This is a genomic window from Yoonia sp. (assembly GCF_017854565.1).
Classification (GTDB): Bacteria; Pseudomonadota; Alphaproteobacteria; order Rhodobacterales; family Rhodobacteraceae; genus Yoonia.
On record NZ_JAFMHJ010000028.1, the window covers coordinates 15,841 to 36,044 of the forward strand.

23 protein-coding genes are annotated in these 20,204 nt (G+C 60.2%); 8 read left to right on the forward strand and 15 right to left on the reverse strand.

What is annotated here, in order from left to right:
- Window positions 1-31: 31 nt before the first annotated feature.
- The 11 genes from QZ196_RS11815 to QZ196_RS11865 all read right to left on the reverse strand — a co-directional run bounded on the left by QZ196_RS11815 (window position 32) and on the right by QZ196_RS11865 (window position 9,367).
- Window positions 32-310 (reverse strand): hypothetical protein, encoded by a 279-nt coding sequence (locus QZ196_RS11815; RefSeq protein ID WP_296426651.1) that lies wholly within the window; start codon window positions 308-310, stop codon window positions 32-34.
- A 40-nt stretch (window positions 311-350) separates the two neighbouring features.
- The gene (locus QZ196_RS11820) at window positions 351-1,031 is read right to left on the reverse strand and encodes a PspA/IM30 family protein (protein WP_296426653.1); all 681 of its coding nucleotides are present in this window, start codon (window positions 1,029-1,031) and stop codon (window positions 351-353) included.
- 94 nt (window positions 1,032-1,125) lie between these two features.
- The gene (locus tag QZ196_RS11825) at window positions 1,126-1,731 is read right to left on the reverse strand and encodes a TetR/AcrR family transcriptional regulator (RefSeq protein WP_296426655.1); all 606 of its coding nucleotides are present in this window, start codon (window positions 1,729-1,731) and stop codon (window positions 1,126-1,128) included.
- 58 nt (window positions 1,732-1,789) lie between these two features.
- Entirely contained in the window at window positions 1,790-3,019 is a 1,230-nt protein-coding gene (locus tag QZ196_RS11830) for a mandelate racemase/muconate lactonizing enzyme family protein (protein ID WP_296426657.1), read from the reverse strand.
- Window positions 3,016-4,095 carry a Zn-dependent alcohol dehydrogenase gene (locus QZ196_RS11835; protein ID WP_296426658.1) on the reverse strand — a complete coding sequence of 360 codons (1,080 nt, stop codon included), beginning with the start codon at window positions 4,093-4,095 and terminating at the stop codon, window positions 3,016-3,018. Before QZ196_RS11835 ends, QZ196_RS11830 begins: the two co-directional genes overlap by 4 nt.
- 75 nt (window positions 4,096-4,170) lie before the next feature.
- Window positions 4,171-5,388: a TCR/Tet family MFS transporter gene (locus QZ196_RS11840; RefSeq protein ID WP_296426660.1), complete on the reverse strand. Its 1,218-nt coding sequence runs from the start codon at window positions 5,386-5,388 to the stop codon at window positions 4,171-4,173.
- 34 nt (window positions 5,389-5,422) lie between these two features.
- The gene (locus QZ196_RS11845) at window positions 5,423-6,121 is read right to left on the reverse strand and encodes an alpha/beta fold hydrolase (RefSeq protein WP_296426662.1); all 699 of its coding nucleotides are present in this window, start codon (window positions 6,119-6,121) and stop codon (window positions 5,423-5,425) included.
- Window positions 6,114-6,905, reverse strand: a complete 792-nt coding sequence (gene pcaD, locus QZ196_RS11850) for a 3-oxoadipate enol-lactonase (protein WP_296426664.1) — start codon at window positions 6,903-6,905, stop codon at window positions 6,114-6,116. Before pcaD ends, QZ196_RS11845 begins: the two co-directional genes overlap by 8 nt.
- Window positions 6,889-7,875: a threonine/serine dehydratase gene (locus tag QZ196_RS11855; RefSeq protein WP_296426665.1), complete on the reverse strand. Its 987-nt coding sequence runs from the start codon at window positions 7,873-7,875 to the stop codon at window positions 6,889-6,891. The genes pcaD and QZ196_RS11855 overlap by 17 nt, the downstream gene beginning before the upstream one ends.
- Window positions 7,872-8,690, reverse strand: a complete 819-nt coding sequence (locus tag QZ196_RS11860; protein WP_296426666.1) for an alpha/beta hydrolase — start codon at window positions 8,688-8,690, stop codon at window positions 7,872-7,874. The genes QZ196_RS11855 and QZ196_RS11860 overlap by 4 nt, the downstream gene beginning before the upstream one ends.
- Window positions 8,690-9,367, reverse strand: a complete 678-nt coding sequence (locus tag QZ196_RS11865; RefSeq protein WP_296426668.1) for a haloacid dehalogenase type II — start codon at window positions 9,365-9,367, stop codon at window positions 8,690-8,692. The genes QZ196_RS11860 and QZ196_RS11865 overlap by 1 nt, the downstream gene beginning before the upstream one ends.
- Before the next feature lie 133 nt (window positions 9,368-9,500).
- Between QZ196_RS11865 and QZ196_RS11870 the strand changes: the two genes are divergently transcribed.
- The gene (locus QZ196_RS11870; RefSeq protein WP_296426669.1) at window positions 9,501-9,935 is read left to right on the forward strand and encodes a peptidylprolyl isomerase; all 435 of its coding nucleotides are present in this window, start codon (window positions 9,501-9,503) and stop codon (window positions 9,933-9,935) included.
- A 243-nt stretch (window positions 9,936-10,178) separates the two neighbouring features.
- On the opposite strand, the gene QZ196_RS11875 is transcribed toward QZ196_RS11870, so the two are convergent.
- Genes QZ196_RS11875 through fabA form a run of 3 tightly spaced genes read right to left on the reverse strand, consistent with a single transcriptional unit; the run spans window position 10,179 to window position 12,739 of the window.
- Window positions 10,179-10,970 carry an SDR family oxidoreductase gene (locus tag QZ196_RS11875; RefSeq protein WP_296426672.1) on the reverse strand — a complete coding sequence of 264 codons (792 nt, stop codon included), beginning with the start codon at window positions 10,968-10,970 and terminating at the stop codon, window positions 10,179-10,181.
- A 4-nt stretch (window positions 10,971-10,974) separates the two neighbouring features.
- Entirely contained in the window at window positions 10,975-12,204 is a 1,230-nt protein-coding gene (gene fabB / locus QZ196_RS11880) for a beta-ketoacyl-ACP synthase I (RefSeq protein ID WP_296426673.1), read from the reverse strand.
- A gap of 25 nt (window positions 12,205-12,229) precedes the next feature.
- On the reverse strand, window positions 12,230-12,739 hold the full coding sequence (fabA, locus tag QZ196_RS11885; RefSeq protein ID WP_296426676.1) for a bifunctional 3-hydroxydecanoyl-ACP dehydratase/trans-2-decenoyl-ACP isomerase: 510 nt from the start codon (window positions 12,737-12,739) through the stop codon (window positions 12,230-12,232).
- A gap of 152 nt (window positions 12,740-12,891) precedes the next feature.
- On the opposite strand from fabA, the gene irrA reads away from it, so the two are divergent.
- Together irrA and QZ196_RS11895 are read left to right on the forward strand one after the other, a co-directional pair.
- Complete coding sequence (gene irrA, locus QZ196_RS11890; RefSeq protein ID WP_296426677.1) at window positions 12,892-13,320, forward strand: iron response transcriptional regulator IrrA; 429 nt, start codon at window positions 12,892-12,894, stop codon at window positions 13,318-13,320.
- 80 nt (window positions 13,321-13,400) lie between these two features.
- Window positions 13,401-13,946, forward strand: a complete 546-nt coding sequence (locus tag QZ196_RS11895) for a transposase (RefSeq protein ID WP_296426678.1) — start codon at window positions 13,401-13,403, stop codon at window positions 13,944-13,946.
- Here the strand turns inward: QZ196_RS11895 and QZ196_RS11900 are convergent.
- Window positions 13,885-14,745, reverse strand: coding sequence for a hypothetical protein (locus QZ196_RS11900; RefSeq protein WP_296426679.1), 861 nt, complete (start codon window positions 14,743-14,745; stop codon window positions 13,885-13,887). The genes QZ196_RS11895 and QZ196_RS11900 overlap by 62 nt on opposite strands.
- Window positions 14,746-14,857: 112 nt before the next feature.
- On the opposite strand from QZ196_RS11900, the gene miaB reads away from it, so the two are divergent.
- From miaB to lnt, 5 genes are all read left to right on the forward strand, one after another.
- Window positions 14,858-16,168 (forward strand): tRNA (N6-isopentenyl adenosine(37)-C2)-methylthiotransferase MiaB, encoded by a 1,311-nt coding sequence (gene miaB / locus QZ196_RS11905; protein WP_296426680.1) that lies wholly within the window; start codon window positions 14,858-14,860, stop codon window positions 16,166-16,168.
- A 103-nt stretch (window positions 16,169-16,271) separates the two neighbouring features.
- Window positions 16,272-17,288 (forward strand): PhoH family protein, encoded by a 1,017-nt coding sequence (locus tag QZ196_RS11910; protein WP_296426682.1) that lies wholly within the window; start codon window positions 16,272-16,274, stop codon window positions 17,286-17,288.
- Between the two features lie 3 nt (window positions 17,289-17,291).
- Window positions 17,292-17,786 carry an rRNA maturation RNase YbeY gene (ybeY, locus tag QZ196_RS11915; protein ID WP_296426684.1) on the forward strand — a complete coding sequence of 165 codons (495 nt, stop codon included), beginning with the start codon at window positions 17,292-17,294 and terminating at the stop codon, window positions 17,784-17,786.
- 33 nt (window positions 17,787-17,819) lie between these two features.
- Window positions 17,820-18,710, forward strand: a complete 891-nt coding sequence (locus QZ196_RS11920) for a hemolysin family protein (RefSeq protein WP_296426685.1) — start codon at window positions 17,820-17,822, stop codon at window positions 18,708-18,710.
- A complete protein-coding gene (lnt, locus tag QZ196_RS11925; RefSeq protein ID WP_296426686.1) occupies window positions 18,703-20,202 on the forward strand; it encodes an apolipoprotein N-acyltransferase in 1,500 nt (499 codons plus the stop codon). The genes QZ196_RS11920 and lnt overlap by 8 nt, the downstream gene beginning before the upstream one ends.
- The last annotated feature ends 2 nt before the right edge of the window (window positions 20,203-20,204 follow it).

Consider the following 20,204-nt stretch of genomic DNA (forward strand, 5'->3'; position numbering starts at 1 on the left):
CATGTGATCATGGACGGGGCAGGGCGATGGATCAGGCCGCGGCGCTCACATATTCCGACAGCAGCTTTTCGTTGCGCGCGTCTTCGATGCGCTGGATACGGTCCTCGGACATCTTTTCGTCAAACCGGTATTTGACAAAGTTCACCAGCGCCAGGGTCAGCATCATCACGCTCATGCCCCAGAACCCCTTGGTGGCCAGCGGCACATCTGTCGATAGCCAGAGCGAGATGCCAAGCATCCCGTAAGCCACGGCAACGCCGACGCCGTTTACAAACATGATCAGTGAGTTGTCATTCTTATGAGTAGCCATTTTTCTAGTCCTTTGATGGGGTCTGCAATTGAAAGCCTGGTTATTTCCTGCCTGACTTCAGGCGTGCCAGAACGTCTTCGGCGGTCGATCGGGTCGCTGCGCCAAATCCCGCATCGGCCATCTTGTCGCCAATGGTGTCATGGTTCAGGTCGCGGTTGATGTCCGACAGGATCTCCGAATGTTCGAACGGATCATCGCGGCCAAGGACGCGGGCGATCATCTGCTCGGCTTCTTCCACGCTGCCCGATTGCACGCCGGTCTTGACCATCCGCATCTGGATATTTTGTTCGCGGCGCACCGCACGTGCCTGAATGGCGCCTTGTTTCAGATCAATGATCCGACGGTGCCCGCTTTCGATCGACGCCCGCAGGCGAATCACTTTCTGGTCCAACCGGTCCAGCGTTTCGGTCCGCACCGTCAGTTCATTCTCCATCGTGGCAATGGCGCGGGCGGCCTCGGCGGCCATGTCCTCGCGGTTATTGTCCAGCGCCTCGGCGGCGCGCTTGGTCAGATCGCCGATGCGTGATTTCAGACCGCCATGCTGCTTTTCCTCGGACCGCTGGCGCTGGATCAGGCTGGCAAGCGTCGCCTTTGCGGCCCGCAGGCTATTTTCGCTTTCGCGGATTTTCTGGTCAATCAGCTCAATCGCAAAGGCATCCCGCACGCGGTCTTCGGCCCGTGCGTTCTGCCCGTTGATCAGTGTTGCAAGTGTCTTGAACATCTGGGGTCTCCGTTTCATTTCAGTGTGTGAACACCGTTCATGAATCAGGGATAGCACATCCGGCGGGGCGATCAAGTAAATTATTGAACACTGTTCACGAAAGCGGCGCAGCGGCTGTAATTTGCCGTAAAACAAGGGCGATCATCCGGTCTATATCGGCGGACGGCACGCCCGCGCTGGCCTGATCCAACCCCAAAAGCACGATCCCATGCACCGATGAAAACAGCGCGCGGGTCAAAAGCGCGTGTTCATGTGGATCACGATTCGGGAAAATCACCGCCAGCGGGTCCGAGATATAGGTAAACAACTGCCCCATCTCTTGCAGATACCAATCAGGGGCGGCTTCGCCCGGTGCGCGCTCGACATCGAACAAGGCCCGCCAGCTATGATGATTGTCTGCTGCAAATCGGTGATACGCCTGTGCCATGACCACCAGTTGCGCAACCGGGTCCTGCGGCGCTGCGGCCAGCGCTTCGGCAACATCCGCGCCAAGACGGTGGAACGTGCGGGCGTTGACGGCCAGCACCAGATCGGTCAAATCACCAAACACGTTATAAATCGCGCCTACGGCACAGCCCGCCTCGGTCGCCAAATCGCGTGCCCGCAGCGCACTTAGCCCTTTGGCGGCAATCGTCCGCTCTGCAATCGCAGTCAGATTGTCGCGCAATGCCTTGCGCCGCTCAGCCACTTTGCCTGCCATGATGCCCCCGTTGAACGCAGTTCACCGTACCAAGCGCGGAGGGCGTTGAAAACCCCGGTCAGGTCTTGACCGGGGCACCCCCCGCAAATGTGTTCGCCTCATGATAGCTGATCGGGTCCTCCTGCATCTGCAGGTGCAGGCCGTCGCCGACATAGGGATGCGCACGGGCCAACGCCTCGTCGAAATCAATGCCAAGCCCGGGGCCGGTCGGCACGGTGATATACCCGCCCTCGACCTTGATCGTGTCCTTGATCAGCGCGCTGTGAAATGGTGTTTCGATGGTTTCGGCCATCAGGATATTCGGAATTGACGCGGCCAGCTGGATATTTGCCGCCCACTCGACCGGCCCGGCATATAGATGCGGCGCGATTTGCGCGTTATAGACCTCGGCCATGGCCGCAATCTTTTTGCCCTCCCAAATCCCGCCGGCACGACCCAAGGCCGGTTGCAGGATCGTCGCAGCCCCGCTGCGCAGCACATGTGCGAATTCGGCCTTGGTGGTCAGCCGCTCGCCCGTTGCAATCGGAATACCCACGGCGCGGGCGACCTTGGCCATCTCGTTAACATTATCAGGCGGGATCGGTTCTTCGTACCACAGCGGCGCATAGGGCGCGATGGCCTGCCCCAGCCGGATCGCACCACCGGTGCTGAACTGCCCGTGCGTCCCAAACAGCAGATCGGCGCGGTCGCCGACAGCCTCGCGGATGGTCCGGCAAAACGCGACGGAAAGGGCGATATCATCCAGCGCGGGCATATGCCCACCACGGATCGTATAGGGCCCGGCAGGATCGAACTTTACCGCCGTATAGCCTTTTTCGACCATGTCCACCGCAACCTCTGCGGCCATATCGGCGCTGCCCCAGAACGCGGGCAACGGATGGCTGGGGCGCGGATACAGATAGGTATAGGCGCGCACACGGTCATTCATCCTCCCGCCAATCAGCGCATGCACCGGACGGTCGCGATCCTTGCCCAAAATGTCCCAACAGGCAATCTCAAGCCCCGACCAGGCCCCCATCACCGTCAGATCTGGCCGCTGGGTAAAGCCTGCGGAATAAACCCTGCGAAACATCAGCTCGATATTCTCGGGGTTTTCGCCTGCCATATGGCGTTCAAACACATCCTTGATCACGGCCTTCATCGCGACAGGTCCGACCGACGACGCATAGCATTCGCCGTATCCGACAACGCCGGTGTCCGTCGTGACCTTGGGGATGATCCAATACCGTCCACCCCATCCGGGGGCAGGGGGTGCGGTTACAATGATATCAATTTCTGCAAGCTTCATGGGAACACAATCACATTGCGCTTGGCGCTGCCGGTCTTGGTGTCGGCAATCGCCTCGTTGATCTGCTCAAGCGGCCACGCGCCGGAAATCAGCTCGTCGAGCTTGAGCCGCCCCTGTTCATACAGGTCCACCATCCACGGAATATCGCGCGCAATCACCACATCGCCCATCTTTGACCCGACCATGCCTTGCCCCGTCGCGGCCATCATCACCGGCTCATAGGTGGACATCGCGCCCGAATGGGGCATCCCCACCATGATCACCTTGCCGCCATTGGCCAGATATTGCGGTGCCTGATCATAGGCCGGAATCGCGCCGACGGTGACAAAAACCGCATCGGCCCCGCGCCCAATGGCCTGTCTCGCGGCGCGCCACGGCTTGTCCTGAGTCGCGAGCACACCGTCAGTCGCGCCAAACTCCTTGGCAATGGCCAGCTTCTCTTGGGACATGTCCACGGCCACGATCCGGCGCGCACCCGCAATCCGGGCACCCTGAATGGCATTCAGACCTACACCGCCCGCGCCAATCACGACAACGTCCTGCCCCGCACGCAGGCCCGCGGCATTCACCACCGCACCCACGCCGGTAATCACACCGCACGCCAGCAACGATGCGGCCTGCATCCCGATGCTCGGCGACAGTTTGACCACCTGGCTCTGATCCACCACCACCCGCTCGGCAAAGCCGCCGGTGTTCATCGCCTGATGCAGCGCCGTGCCATCCGCCAACGTCAGCGGCCCGCCCGAAACCGCCGTTTCACACGCGACCGGTTTGCCACTGGCACACGATGGGCAGCTGCCGCAGGCACGGATCAATGTCACGACGACCGGATCGCCCACCGCCAGCCCGCGCACGCCGTCCCCCAAGGCAGACACATGGCCCGCCGCCTCGTGCCCGTAAACCGCAGGCAAGGTGCCGCCCCACCCGCCGTCGATATACGAAATGTCAGAGTGACAGATCGCGCAGGCCTTCAGCGTCACCTCGATCTCGCCCATCCGGGGCGCGGCAAGGTTGACGGTTTCAATACGCAAAGGGGCACCAAATTCATGACAAACGGCGGCTTTGATCTGTGGCATACGGGCAGTCCTTAAGAAAGCTGGTTACGGACACAGTGTTGCCTGCGGGCCCCCGGTGCAAGTCTGATCGCGACGTCAGATGACGCGGGCATGCTTTTGGCGGGGTGTTTGGACAAAGACCACAATGCAGCCGACCGTCAGAATCGCCGACAATAAGAACGGCGCGCCGGGCATATAGAACGGGGTGCCAGCGGCGGTGAAATACCAAAATGTCTGGGTCACCAAAAGCGGCGCAACGATGGTCGCAACCGCATTGATCGACGACACCGTGCCCTGCAACTCACCTTGCTGATCATCAGAGGCGGTGCGCGACATGATACCCTGCAACGCAGGCCCCGCAACCGACCCCAGTGCCGTCAGTGGCGTCAACGCCAACGCAATCCAGCCATTGGTCACAAACCCCAGCATCACAAACGCGCCCACATCGACCGCCAGACCAAAGATCACCGCCTTGCGTTCGCCAATCCGGTTCAGGATCGGCCTGATCAGCAGGCCTTGCACGATCGCAATCCCAATCCCAAACATGCCCAGCGACAACCCGATCATCCCCGGACCCCAGCCAAAACGCTCGGCCCCATAATAGGCCCAGACGCCCGGATAGACATAAAACGCGACTGTATAGACAAAGGTGATCAGCATCAGACGTTTCAGGCCGGGCAGGGCGCCGATGTTGCTAAAGGCCCCCAACGGGTTGGCGCGGCGCCATTGAAACGGGCGGCGGATGCGGTCGGTCACTGTCTCGGGCAGCACGAAATACCCAAACACGGCATTCGCCCCCGCCAAAAATGCCGCCGCCCAGAATGGCGCACGGGTCCCATACTCAGCAAGCAGGCCACCCAGCAACGGCCCAAAGACAAAGCCGACCCCAAAGGCCGCACCGATCAGACCAAAGTTGGCGGCCTTCTCCTCCGGCTTGGAAATATCGGCGATATATGCGGCTGCGGTCGATTGCGTCGCCGCCGTAATTCCGCCAATGATGCGCCCGATGATCAGTAACCAGATCGTCCCGGCCACGGCCATCAGCACATAATCAAACGCCATGATGACCAGCGAAAACAACAGCACGGGCCGTCGGCCAACGCTGTCTGAGATGTTCCCTACCGTCGGCCCGCACAAAAACTGCATCGCGGCGAATATCGTGGCCAGCAGCCCGCCCCAAACCGCCGCAGCCCCCAGACCTGCCCCTTCGACCTCTTGGATCAGATCAGGCATCACCGGCAGGATCAGGCCAATTCCCATGCTGTCGATCACCATGGTAATCAGAATGAAAATGATCGGCAGACGGTTTTTCATGACGGCTCCATTTTTGATGCGCAGGGCGGGTGACCTACGCGGCTACCCGCCCCAAAAGCGCGGTCAAACCAGCCGGATCAGCCAGAAACGGCGAATGCGACGTCGGCATCTCGCTGACCTGATCGCGGGGCCAATCGGCCGTCATCGTCACCTGAAACGCGGGCGAAATCGTCCGGTCATCCAGGCACCGGATATAATGGCGCGGCACGGCGTGGGCTGGTGTCATCGGCGTTTCCTGCGGCAAAATCGGCTGCGGACCCAAGCGTGCGACGGCCCAATCGGCGCGGGCGGGGTCTACGTCATGGTAGAACTTCGCCGCCGCGTCTGCGGGATCGACGCTGAACGTCACCCGGTCCGCCGACACCCGGATCGCGTCCAGCAATGGCTGGCTTGGCGCCATCCGGCGCATTTCGGCCAGCGATTTGCCCGGCATCGGGACATAGGCGCACACATAGATCAGCTTGCTGATTTTTTCCGGCGCCAAGTTCGCCGCCGCCGTGATCGGATAGCCTGCCATCGAATGCCCGACCAGCACGACGGGTTCGTCAATCGCGTCAACAATCGCGCGGGCATAAAGGTCCAGCGTGACATCGCCCGGTGGCGTGTCATCGTGCCCGTGCGACGGCAGATCAATCGCGCGCGCGGTATGTCCGGCGGCGGTCAGATGTGGGATCAGATCATCCCAGCACCATGCCCCGTGACACGACCCGTGGATCAGCAGAAAACTAGACATGCCCGGTATCCTTCAGAAATTGGTTCAGGATTGCGGCATAGGCTGCGGGGTCCTCGGCGCAGGGCAAATGCCCGGCGCGACGCATCAGCGCAAATTGCGATCCGGGAATCAAATCGACCGTTTCGCGCACCAGATCAGGGGGCGTGGCGCCATCTTCGGACCCCGCAATGCCCAGCGTCGGCAGGCGCAGCCCGCTTGTCGGCGTATAGAAATCCGTGCCGGAAATGGCGGCACAAACGCCGGCGTATCCCTGCGGCGGCGTTGCCACCAACATATCGCGCCAGCGTGCCATCGCGGGTGTGCCGTAAAACGCTTTGCCAAACCACCGTTGCATGACCGCATCGGCGATCGGCTCAAGCCCTTTGGCCAGCACGACGTCAATCCGGTCCTGCCACAGTTGCGGATTGCCGATCTTGGCCGCCGTATTCGACAGCACCATCGCCCGCATGATGTCGGTGCGTTTCACCGCAAGCCCCTGCGCGACCATGCCACCCACGGACAGGCCAACAAACATGCAATTTCGCACCGCCAGCGCATCGCACACCGCTTCGGCGTCACTGATCAGCTGCCCCATCGTATAGGGGGCGTCCGGCGCATTGGACAGGCCATGCCCGCGCATATCATAGCGCACGATCCGCAATCCCGGTGACAACAGCGGCACAATGCCGTCCCACAAATGCAATGTGGTCCCCAGCGAATTGGCAAACATGATCGTCGGCGCATCCGCGTCATCTGTGCCATCCACCTGCGCATGCAGCGCTATTGCGTCACGCTCTATCTTCATGGTCTCTCCTCTCCAGCGCCTTGATAAAGACCGCAGGGTCAACATTGCCCCCCGTCGCCACCGCCACGACTGCGTCGCCTTCAAACGCATCGGGGTGGAACAACGCAGCGGCAAGCGCTGCGGCCCCGCCCGGTTCCACGACGATCTTCAGCCGATCAAACGCCACCGCCATCGCGCGCAGACACTCATCCTCCGTCACCACGACCCCCGGCCCGCACAAGGCCCGCATGATCGGAAACGTCAGGTTTCCCGGTTGCGGCGTGATAATCGCATCGCACAGCGACCCATCCAGCCGCGCGTTCCGCTCGATCTTGCCACTGATCAGCGACCGGGTCACATCGTCGAACCCTTCGGGCTCTGCCGGGCGTACCCGCAACCCCGGTGCATCCGCCGCCAGTGCCAGCGCAATGCCCGACGTCAGACCACCACCGCCGCAGCATACCATCACATCCGCATTCGTGACCCCAAGCGCGGTCATATCGGCTGCAATCTCTAAGCCCACGGTGCCTTGGCCCGCAATGACCAACGGTGCATCATAGGGCTTGATCAACGTCAGCCCGCGCTGCGCGGCAAGGCGTTCACCGATTTCATCGCGGTCCTCGGTCGCGCGGTCATACAGCACCACCTCGGCGCCCAATGCACGGGTATTGGCGATCTTCACCGCGGGCGCATCGCCGGGCATGATGATCACCGCAGGCGCACCATGCATCCGTGCAGCCAGTGCCACGCCCTGCGCATGGTTCCCGCTGGAAAACGCGATAACGCCCGCCTTCAGCGCATGATCCGTCAACGAAGACACCGCCGACCAGCCGCCGCGAAACTTGAACGATCCGGTATGTTGCAGACATTCGGCCTTCACGAACACATGCCGCCCCGCGATCTCATCCAGAAACGGCGAGGTCAGGATCGGCGTGCGCCGCGCGTGGCCTTCCAGCCGCTGTGCCGCCGCGCGGATCATGTCGATATTCATTGCATTTTCTCCAACCATGCGTGCAGTGCGGCCACTGCCTCGGACTCATCCAAAAACGGCACATGCCCGCGTCCGGGCACATCGGCGCGGATCATATCGGGGCGACGGCGTGCCATTTCATTCGCCGTCTCGGCGCTCAAAAGATCCGAGTTAGCCCCCCGGATCAACACCAGAGGCAAACCGGCCAACGCATCAAACAAGGGCCATAAATCCGGCGTCGGCTGCGCGCCTGACGCGACCACGGCATCGCGCAGCCGTGGATCATAGCGAATGACCAAACCGTCTGGCGTTTGCACGTAATGCGCCGTGACCTCGGCCAACCAGCGCGCCATGGGAACGCCTTGGAATTGCACCCAATAGCGGTCGCGAAATGCCGCGGCTTCTTCATAGGTGCGTTGCGCGGGATTGCGCCCGATATAGGTCATGATGATACCAAGACCCGCAGGCGCGATCTCGGGCCCGATATCATTCAGCGCGACACCCAGCAGCCGGTGCTTGGCCGTAGCGGCCAGCATCATCGCAATCAATCCGCCGCGGGACGTGCCCAGAATGGCGGCCTTGTCCAGACCCAGATGATCCATCAACGCCAGCACGTCGTGGGCCTCTTGCGGGACGGTATAGGTCGCGGGGTCAGCCCAATCGGACTGCCCGCGCCCGCGATAATCCAGTCGGATCAGGCGCACCGGCAAATGCGGGGCAACATGATCGAAATCCGCGCCATTGCGGGTCAACCCGGCCAGCGCAATAACCGGCAGGCCCGCGCCCTCATCGGTAAAATGCAATCTCAGCCCATCGGCGGTTTCAAAAAACGGCATCATATCAACTCCGGAATTGTGGTCAGGTCGGTCAACACATGGTGCGGCTTGGCATAAAGACGGTCCATCGGTTCGCTCGCGCGGTTCACCCATGCAGTCCGAAACCCGTAACCTGCCGCCCCCGCCGCGTCCCAGCCATTGGACGACACAAACAACACCTGATCCGTCGCGCAGCCAAAATGCCCGCCAACCAGATCGTAAACCCGGGCGTGCGGCTTGAACACACCCACATCCTCGACCGACAACACCGCATCGAGCAGCGCGCCGATCCCCGCCGATTTCACCGCACCTTGCAGCATATCTGGCGATCCGTTCGATAAAATAGCCGTGGCCATACCGCGCGCCTTAAGCGCTGTCAGCATCGCGGGCACCTCCGCATAGGCGGCCAATTCCCAATACAGCTCCAGCAAACGCACGCGGGTCGCGGCATCGGTCAGCTCATTTGCCTCCATCGCCCAATCCAACCCATCCTGGGTCACTTGCCAGAAATCACAGTGGCGTCCGGCAACGGCACGCAGCCACGTATACTGCAACTGCTTAAGCCGCCAATCGCGGGCAATCGCAGGCCAAACCGGGGCCAATGCGTGATGCGTCGGCTCAGTCGCGGCCTGTGCCGCCGCCGCATTCACATCGAACAGCGTGCCATAGGCATCGAAAACGCAAGTCGTGATTGGCATCATGGACCTCCCTTGGTGATGATCGGCAGATTGTCACGCGGCGCGCGGCACGAAAAGGGCAAACCTGTTTGCAAACACGCAACCCGGCACCTAGGTAATAGGCACTTTTTGAACTAACCGAAGGACGACTAAGATGAACCATGCAAAAACAGGCGACACAGTGCGGATCAATTACACCGGCACACTCACCACCGGAGAGACGTTCGACACCTCCGAAGGGCGCGCCCCGTTGGAATTCGTGGTCGGTTCCGGTCAGATCATTCCAGGCCTCGATGTGGCCATCCCCGGTATGGCCGTCGGCGACAAGAAAAAAGTCGAGGTGCCCTGCGCGGCCGCTTACGGCGAAACCAACCCTGATGCGCTTCAGGCGATACCACGCGCCGAAATCCCCGATGATATCCCGCTGGACCCGGGCGTGCAGTTGCAGATGCAGACACCACAAGGGCAAGTCGTGCAGGTCGTCGTGGCCGAAGTCACGGACGAACAGGTCACACTTGATGCCAACCACCCGCTGGCTGGCAAAGACCTGATCTTCGATGTCGAAGTTGTTGGCATCGACGCGGCCTGAGATCGGCAGGGTGCGTGCGTGCGCGCACCCGCCACAATCCTTAACGCGCCATGCACAATTTGACCGCACGCAGCGTTCATCCGCCCGTTGTATGGCCGGTGTACATACGCGGTCTGTACGGGTTCCGCACGCGTTGCATACGCCGCAAACACCCGCAAAAGCGCGGTTAACAACTGATTCGCGGCACCTGTCGAAAGACGCGCCGCCCCGCGCTGACCGACCGTTGCGCGCCCTGAACCAGCCCTAGACTAGATTGTCGGGCTGCGGCATGCCCAGAACATGAAATCCACCATCCACGTGGATGATTTCGCCGGTGGTGCAGGCCCCCGCATCCGACGCCAGATAAACCGCCGTGCCGCCCACCGCCTCAAGCGTCGCATTGGCGCGCAGGGGCGTGTTCTGCTCGGTGTGCTTATAGGTGCGCCGCGCGCCGCCAATTGCAGCACCAGCAAGGGTTTTCATCGGGCCGGGGCTGATTGCATTGACACGAATACCCTGTGGACCAAGGTCATTGGCCAGATACCGCGTGGCGCTTTCCAGTGCGGCCTTGGCCACACCCATGACATTGTAAAACGGCGTAACACGGTTCGACCCCTGATAGGTCAACGTCAGCAACGTACCGCCCTGCGGCATCAATTCTGACGCCCGTCTGGCCACGTCAATAAACGAATAACACGAGATCGAAAGCGAGTTCTTGAAATTGTCCCGGCTGGTGTTGATGAACCGGCCAGTCAATTCATTTTTGTCTGAAAAAGCAATGGCATGCACAACAAAATCCAAAGTGCCCCAACGCTCCTTGAGCGTGGCAAATGCCGCGTCCATGCTGGCATCGTCGGCCACATCGACATCGACCATAATGTCAGACCCGACACTTTCCGCCAGCGGTGCCAGCCGCTTGCCAAATGCCTCGCCCTGATAGCTAAACGCCAACTCCGCGCCTGCTGCGGCCATCGCCTTGGCAATACCCCACGCGATGGAGCGTTCGTTCGCGACACCCATGATCAGGCCGCGTTTGCCCTGCATTGAAATCGTCATTCATTTATCCTTGGAACTTGGAAAGCAGCATCGACCCGTTCGTACCGCCAAACCCGAAAGAGTTGGTCATCACGGTATCAAGCCCCGCATTATCAACACGTTGCGTCGCAATTTCAGCCGGGTCCAGTGCCGGGTCCAGCGTTTCGACATTGATCGACGGGGCGATGAAATCATCCTGTAGCATCAACAGGCAATAGATGGCTTCCTGCGCGCCTGTCGCCCCCTGACTGTGCCCTGTCATGGATTTGGTCGAACTGATCGGCGGCGTGGTGCCACGGCCAAAGACCCGGCGCACCGCTTCCACTTCGCCCACGTCGCCAACCGGGGTCGAGGTGCCGTGTGCGTTGATATAGCTGACTTTTCGGCCCTCTGGGATGGTCGCCAGCGCCAGCCGCATCGCCCGCTCGCCGCCCTCGCCTGATGGGGCCACCATGTCGTGCCCGTCGGACGTGGCCGCATAGCCGGTGACCTCGGCGTAAATCTTGGCGCCGCGCGCTTGGGCGTGTTCGAGACTTTCCAGCACGATAATGCCGCCGCCGCCCGCAATGACAAAACCATCGCGGTTCGCATCAAACGCGCGTGACGCCTTTTCCGGCGTATCGTTGTACTTGCTCGACATCGCGCCCATGGCATCGAAAAGGCACGACAGGGTCCAATCCAATTCCTCGCCGCCGCCGGCAAACATCACGTCTTGCTTGCCCATCATGATCTGCTCTGCGGCATTGCCGATGCAATGCAGACTGGTCGAGCAGGCAGAGGTGATGGAATAGTTTATCCCCTTGATTTTAAAGGCGGTCGACAGATTGGCAGAGATCGTCGAAGACATGCATTTGGGGACCGCAAAGGGGCCGATCCGCTTGGTTGCGCCGGTCGTTGTCACCACATTGTGCGCGGCAAACATTGCCGAAGTCGACGGCCCGCCGGACCCGGCAACAAGCCCCGTACGTGGGTTGGAAATGACACTTTCATCCAGCCCCGCATCGGCAATTGCCTGACTCATCGCGATATGGGCATAGGCCGCGCCCGGACCCATGAACCGCAACGTGCGCTTGTCCACATGCTCTGCCACATCAATTTTCAACGTCCCCGCGATCCGGCTGCGGAACCCGTGTTCGGCCATCTCGGGCGATGCCTCGATCCCGGATTTGCCTGCTTTCAAAGATGCAAGAACTTCGGCCGCATTGTTGCCAATGGGCGATACGATACCAAGACCGGTGACGACGACGCGGCGCATGGGCACACTCCTTATTTTATTGACCTCAGCTCTCGGAAAGAGCCACTTTCATGTCTTTGACCTGATAGATGACTTCACCGTCTGCTTCCACGATGCCATCGGCCACACCCATCGTCAGGCGGCGGGTCTGGATCGCCTTGGTAAAGTCGATTTTATAGGTCAGCATCTTGCGATCGGGGCGGACCATGCCCGTTAGCTTGACCTCACCCACACCCAGCGCATAACCGCGCCCCTGCCAGCCGCGCCAGCCAAGGTTGAACCCCGTCAACTGCCACAGACCATCAAGACCCAGACAGCCGGGCATGATCGGGTTGCCGGGGAAATGGCATTCGAAAAACCAAAGATCAGGGGTGATATCGAACTCTGCGACAATATGGCCTTTGCCATGCGCACCGCCATCGCCCGACACTTCGGTGATCCGGTCCATCATCAGCATGGGCGGCGCAGGCAACTGGGCGTTGCCGGGCCCGAACAGTTCGCCTCGGGCGCATTTGAGCAGGTCATCTTTGTCAAAACTGCTGGGATAGTCGGCCATGTTTCTGGTCTCATTCATTGTCTGCTACGTTGCTACGACCTGTAGCATCCTGACCTTTGCAAGGGCAAGTGCGCCGGAGCTTTGGTCGTTTTCATTTGATCCGGCAGGGTTTCTTCCCATATTAGGGATGTAACCGGAGTAAACAGGCAGCCATGGCACAGATTGAGATAGAGCGGAGCGCGGATTGGTTGGCAAGTGCGGGTCTGCGCCCGACACGGCAGCGGTTGACGCTGGCCAGTTTGCTGGTGGGCGATGGACAAGATCGGCATGTGACCGCCGAAAGCCTGTTTGATGCCGCATCTGACGTGGGCGAAAAGGTGTCGCTTGCGACGGTGTACAACACCCTGCGCGCCTTTTGTGCGGCGGGGCTGATGCGCGAGATTACGGTTGACGGGTCGAAAAGCTATTTCGACACAAACATGACTGACCATCCGCATTTCTATTGGGAAGACAGCGCCAGCCTGACGGATGCGCCTGCAGAACAGCTTGAGATTCGTCGCCTGCCTCATGCCCCGGAGGGGGCAGAAATAGCGTCGGTTGACGTTGTGATCCGGCTGCGTCGCAGAACGCCAAAATTCTGACTGCAAGGTGGGTCAAGACCCACCCTACGGTCTTGCGTCTGTTTACGTGCAATTAACCCGGTCTGGGCAAGACTGGTGACATGTCAAATTACATCAGACGCTTTGTGCCCGGTGGCACCTTTTTCTTCACGGCACGGTTGCAAGACCCTGCGTCGGACCTGTTGGTGCGCAAGATTGATCTTCTGCGCGACGCAACGCGCCTTTGTCAAAAACGGTGGCCCTTCATCATTGATGCCGCTGTCGTCCTGCCCAACGCCGTGCATATGATCTGGACCTTACCGCCGGATGATGCGGCTTATTCGATCCGGTGGCGCATGATCAAAACCACCTTTTCGCGGCATGTGCCGCCCGCCACAGACCGAACCACAACTCAGCTCCGGCGTGGTGAAAAGGGGATATGGCAGCGCCGGTTCTGGGAACATATGATCCGTGATCAGGCTGATTTTCAGTTCCATATGCATGTCATTGCGGCTGCTCCGGTTCATGCCGGTCTGGTACGCGCGCCGGGTGGCTGGCGATTCTCGACGGTGCAGCGCCGTAAGGTGGGTCTTGACCCACCGACCGCTAGAACCACTGGCCGGGTTCCATTAGGCCAAGGTCCAGCAACTGCTGCGACCGCCAATTGAATGCCTCCGTATTTTGCCAGCGAAAGCTTGTAATCTCATGGCGGCTTCCTGGGTTGCGCCGCAGCGCCTTGGCCGTCCGAAATGAACAGACTGCCGCCGTCGTGCTATGATGCCACGGACAGGCATAGGTGTTGTATTCGGCGACGTTGAAGGTCCGGTCAGGCAACATTCGCAGCCCCGGAACCGCGCGAAACAGCGCCACGCGGTCAATCCGTCTTCGCGTCTGGGGAACATGTTCTTCGAACCGCCAACGTAACCCGCCAAAAATATCCATCTGGCGGTCCATTGTGGCACCATCAGCATCCTGCCGGGCGAGCGCATAATAGCCCGTGCGATCAAAATAGGCATCTTGGCGCGATACGGCATCGGGATACGCGCCCAGATCACCCGCATAAAGATCCACAACATAGCACATGAACGTGTCGCGCCGTTCCTCTGTGGCGAAACTGATCATCTCGCCCACGCTGCGATGTTCGCAGAACGGGTAGAACAGGTATTCTGCGTTGTACCCATGATAGAGCCAGACGCCGGGCGCGGCCTCGACCACGGTATTGATAATCTGGATCAGCGCGTCATCGCCCAGCAAATCATAGTCGACGCGGTGGACCGTGCCGCCCCGGTCTTGCAGCACGACATCTTTTGCGCAAAAGACGATCAGCTGTGCAAAACCGGCCTTCAGGTGATGGTCGATGGTGCTTGCGATCTCCACGTCATCTTCGATGAGGATCAGCGCGATCGGCCCCTTGGCAAGGGTCCGGCGGCGGTCGGCAATAAGGGCGGGCAGGTCGGGATAATGCATAAGGTCCGGGCTTTGTTGCGATTGCCGCAAAATCCGCGAATTCCCGTCGCATTGCAAGCCTGCCTTCATAGCGTTAGAAGTCGCGAAATACCACCTACGCAAAGAGCACAGCATGTCCGCGCCCAAAAAGCTTTTTATCAAGACCTACGGCTGCCAGATGAATGTCTATGACAGCGAACGCATGGCCGAGGCGCTGGGCGGGAAAGGCTATGTGCAGACCGATACGGCCGAGGGTGCCGATATGATCCTGCTGAACACCTGCCACATCCGCGAAAAAGCAGCCGAAAAAGTGTATTCAGAGCTGGGTCGCATGAAAAGCCTCAAGGCCAAGAACCCGAACCTGAAAATCGGCGTCGCGGGCTGCGTCGCGCAGGCCGAGGGAGCGGAAATCATGCGCCGCCAACCGCTCGTCGATCTGGTGGTCGGCCCGCAAAGCTATCACCGTCTGCCTGCTATGGATGACGTGTTGCAGACCGGGGCCAAGGCGCTGGACACTGATTTCCCCGAGGATGACAAGTTCGAGACGTTGAAATCCCGCAGCAAGGCCAAGCGCGGTCCAACGGCATTTCTGACCGTGCAAGAAGGCTGCGACAAGTTTTGCGCCTTCTGCGTGGTCCCCTATACGCGCGGCGCAGAGGTATCGCGCCCGGCGGACCGTATTGTGCGTGAAGCACACGAACTGGTCGCAGCAGGCGTGCGCGAAATCACGCTTTTGGGGCAGAATGTGAACGCCTACCATGGGCATGCGCAGGGCCTCGCGGGCCTTATCTGGCAACTGGACAAGATCGACGGGCTGGAACGCATCCGCTTTACCACCAGCCACCCCAACGACATGGATCAGGCACTGATTGATGCGCACAGCACCTGCGGCAAGCTGATGCCGTATCTGCATTTGCCCGTCCAATCCGGGTCTGACCGGATTCTAAAGGCGATGAACCGCAAGCATACTGCACAGGGTTACCTGCGTCTGATCGAACGTATTCGTGCAGCGCGACCTGATATCTTGCTATCGGGCGATTTTATCGTCGGCTTTCCCGGCGAAACCGACGCGGATTTCGAAGATACGCTGCGACTGGTCCGTGACGTGCATTACGGACAGGCCTATTCGTTCAAATATTCCACCCGTCCGGGGACGCCCGCCGCCGAAAAACCGCAACTGCCCGAAGACGTGATGAATGATCGGTTGCAGCGCTTGCAGGCGCTGTTGCGCGAACAGCAGCAGGCGACGCAGGCCGCGATGATTGGACGCGAGGTAAATGTCCTGTTCGAAAAGACCGGGCGCGAAACGGGCCAGATGATCGGAAAGTCTGAATATCTGCATGCCGTTTTCGCCCCTGCACCCGCCGATGTGCTGGGGCAGGTGCGGCGCGTGAAGATCATTCACGACAGTGCCAATTCGCTCGCTGGTGAATTGATTGGCTAAGCAGATATTTTTAATGTCTTTTACGTGACATTCGCACTGCGGCGCTTGCGCCTGTTCCAATCACTTGCCACGATACCCATATAGAGATTCAAAGGAGAGCTGTTTGGACACTGGTGCGCTGACCCCACCCGCTGATGACATTTCGGAATCGCTTCTGGAATTCCCCGACAATTTTCTGTTGATCGACCTTTGCGGCGAATATGACCGCAATCTGACCACCATTGAAGATGCGCTGAGCGTGCAGATCATCCGCCGTGGCAACCAGCTTGCCGTCGTGGGCGAAGATGGTGCGCGGCAGACCGCGCTTGAGGTGCTGAAGTCGCTTTATGGGCGGCTTGAGGCGGGGCGCAGTGTTGAATCCGGCGATATTGACCGAGAGTTGCGGATGGGCCCAGAAACGGTGCGCGGTCTGGCGCGCACGGGGGATCAGATAGAGCTGTTCAAGGGCGAGGTGGCCCGTGTCGAGATCAAGACCCGCAAAAAACTCGTGGAACCGCGCACAGATGCACAAAAAGCCTATGTGAAGGCGCTTTTCGACAATGAACTGGCTTTTGGCATCGGGCCTGCGGGCACTGGCAAAACCTATCTCGCCGTAGCGGTGGGCGTGAATATGCTAATCAGCGGGCGTGTGGACAAGATTATTTTGTCCCGACCGGCCGTCGAGGCGGGCGAAAAGCTGGGGTATCTGCCGGGCGACATGAAGGACAAGGTCGATCCCTATATGCAGCCGCTTTATGATGCGCTGGGCGATTTTCTTCCCGGCAAGCAGGCGGCGAAGATGATGGAGGAAAAGGTGATCGAAATTGCACCTTTGGCCTTTATGCGCGGGCGGACGTTGTCGAACGCCTTTGTGGTCCTTGACGAAGCCCAGAACGCGACGACCATGCAGATGAAGATGTTTCTGACCCGTCTGGGCGAAGGGTCGCGGATGGTCATTACCGGCGACCGCACCCAGATTGACCTGCCGCGCGGGGTCAATTCGGGGCTATGGGATGCGGAACGCCTGCTCAAGAATATTTCCAAGATCAGCTTTAACTACTTTACGTCCAAGGACGTGGTGCGTCACCCGTTGGTGGCGGCAATTATCGAGGCCTACGAGGCCGATGAAGGACATAGCTAGCCGATGACCGTGGATTGTCTGATCGAAGATCACCGTTGGGCCGATATTGATCTGGAACGGCTGGCCGGGGTCGCGACAGATGCCGCTTTGGAGCGGCTTGGCCTTGCACCTGATGACTTTGAAATCAGCCTGCTGGCCTGCAACGACACCCGAATCGCCACGCTCAACGCGGACTTTCGGGGCAAACCTAAGGCAACAAATGTGCTGAGCTGGCCGTCAAGCGAGCGGGGGGCCGCAACGGACGGCGAAATGCCGCTGCGCCCCAAGCCGGGTCTGGACGAAGAGCTGGGTGATATCGCAATCGCCTATGATACATGCACCAAAGAGGCTGCAGAAGCAGGCACGCCGATAGTAGATCACACCATGCATTTACTGGTGCATGGCACGCTGCATCTGCTGGGTTTCGATCACGAACGTGACGCGGATGCCACCCTTATGGAGGGGTTGGAAACAGAGATACTTGGCAAACTGGGTATCGCTGACCCATATAGGGCATAATCGGGCCATGTGGCCCACATAGGTAAGGGAAAAATGGGCGAGACGGACGACGGTCCATCTATGGCAGCGCACAGCGCGCCATCGGATGAGACAGACATACAAGAGGGCGGTATTTTCGCCCGGATTCGCAGTGCTTTTGGCACGGCAAGCACGGCAGAAGAAGAAGGTCATGCCGCGAGAGAAATCAGCAAACCTGCGAGGTCCATGCTGGGTATGCTGAACCTGCGGCGAATGCGGGTCGAGGACGTTTCCGTGCCCAAAGCCGATATCGTCGCGGTGCCGATTGGCATCACCAAAGACGAACTGGTCGAGGTGTTTCGCGAAAGCGGGCTGACCCGGCTACCGGTCTATGACGGCACGTTGGACACGCCGATTGGCATTGCGAACCTCAAGGATTTTGCGCTGCGTCACGGGTTCAACAGTGATAGCGCGCCGATGAACCTGCGCGAAATGCTGCGGCCGCTGATCTTTGTGCCGCCGTCGATGCCGCTGGGCGTGTTGCTGCAAAAAATGCAGGCCGAGCGTATCCACATGGCGCTGGTCATTGATGAATATGGCGGCACCGACGGGCTGGTCACGATCGAGGATCTGATCGAACAGGTCGTGGGCGAAATCGAGGACGAGCACGACATCGAAGAGGTCAAAAGCTGGGTATTGGAAAAACCCGGCGTCTATATGGTGCAGGCGCGCACCGATCTGGAAGACTTCGAAGCCGAGATCGGGATGAACCTGACCGCTCATCACGAGATTGACGAGGAAGAGATCGACACGCTGGGTGGTCTTGTGACCATGTTGTCGGGACATTTGCCCGCCCGTGGCGAAGTGATCATCCATCCTGACGGTCCCGAATTCGAGGTGGTGGATGCTGATCCGCGCCGGATCAAGCGGTTGCGGGTCCGGTTGCCAAGCGCACAAGATGCCTAACCTGCGGGCGCGTTTTGCGATGTTGTCGCGGCCGGGGCGGTTTGCGGTGCTTTTGGTTTCGGGCGTTATCGCTGGCCTTGGGCAGGCTCCGTTCGATCTGTGGCCTGCGACGATTGTCGCGCTGGCGGTCGCGTTTGTCCTGCATGGGGACTGCCGATCGGCGCGGCAGGCGGCAGGGCAGGCGTGGTTTTTTGGTCTGGGCTACTTTGCCTTTACCCTGCGCTGGATCATCGAGCCGTTCTTGGTGGATGTCGCGCGTCACGGCTGGATGGCGCCCTTTGCGCTGCTGCTTATGGCGGGCGGGGCGGCGTTATTCTGGGCGGTGGCGGCGTATCTCGCGGGGCGTCTGATGCCACGAAATATCGCTATGTTCGGTCTGATGCTGGTCGGAGCAGAGGTCACACGGTCGTTGATCCTGAGCGGGTTTCCCTGGGCCCTGCTGGGGCATATCTGGGTACCGACGGCGCTGGCCCAACTCGCGGCCTTGGGCGGGCCACATCTGCTAAGCTTGATCACGGTACTGGTGGCATGGTCCGTGGCATTGATGGTCGCGGGCCGATGGGCCGGGGGGCTGGGCATCGTGGCGTTGATGGTGGTGGCCGGGTTCGTCGTGCGGCCCGGTCCGCCGCCCGCACCGATGGCGGATGCGCCCATTGTGCGGCTGGTGCAGCCCAATGCGCCCCAGCACCTGAAATGGGACCCGGCCTACAGGGATGTCTTTCTGAACCGTCTGGTGGCGCTGACTGGGCAGGGGCCGGTGCCTGATCTGATCGTGTGGCCCGAAACCGCCGTGCCATCCCTGCTCAATTATATCGTTGGCGATATGAGCCTACTTGAAGGCGCGGCGCGCGGCGCGCCGCTTGTTTTCGGCATACAGCGCCGGGATGACATTGGGCAGTTCTACAACAGCTTTGTGGTTATGGGGCAGGGGGGGGCGGTTACCGGTATTTATGACAAGCGACATCTGGTGCCATTTGGGGAATACATCCCCGGCGGCAATCTGGTTGGACAATTTGGTATTTCCGGTCTGGCCACCACTGATGGCGGCGGCTTTGCGGCCGGGGCCGCGCATGGCCTGATCACATTGCCGGGGATCGGTCCGGCAATCCCGCTGATCTGCTACGAGGGCATCTTTGCCGAAGAAATCGCGCGGGGCACGCAGCGGCCACGCTTGATGGTGCTGATCACCAACGACGCCTGGTTCGGCACGGCTGCGGGGCCTTATCAGCATCTGGCGCAGGCGCGGCTGCGGTCGATTGAACAGGGCCTGCCTATGGTCCGCGTCGCGAACACCGGGGTGAGTGCGATGATCGACGCCCGCGGCCGCCTGCGGGCGCAGATTCCGCTGGATGTGGAAGGTGCCGTTGATGTGCCGCTGCCACCAGCCTTGGCGGCACCCGTCTATACCCGCTGGGGCGATTGGCCAGTCATCTTGCTGCTTGTGGCCGCGGTGCTGTCGGGGGCTTTTATGCGCCAGCGCGATAGTGATTGACG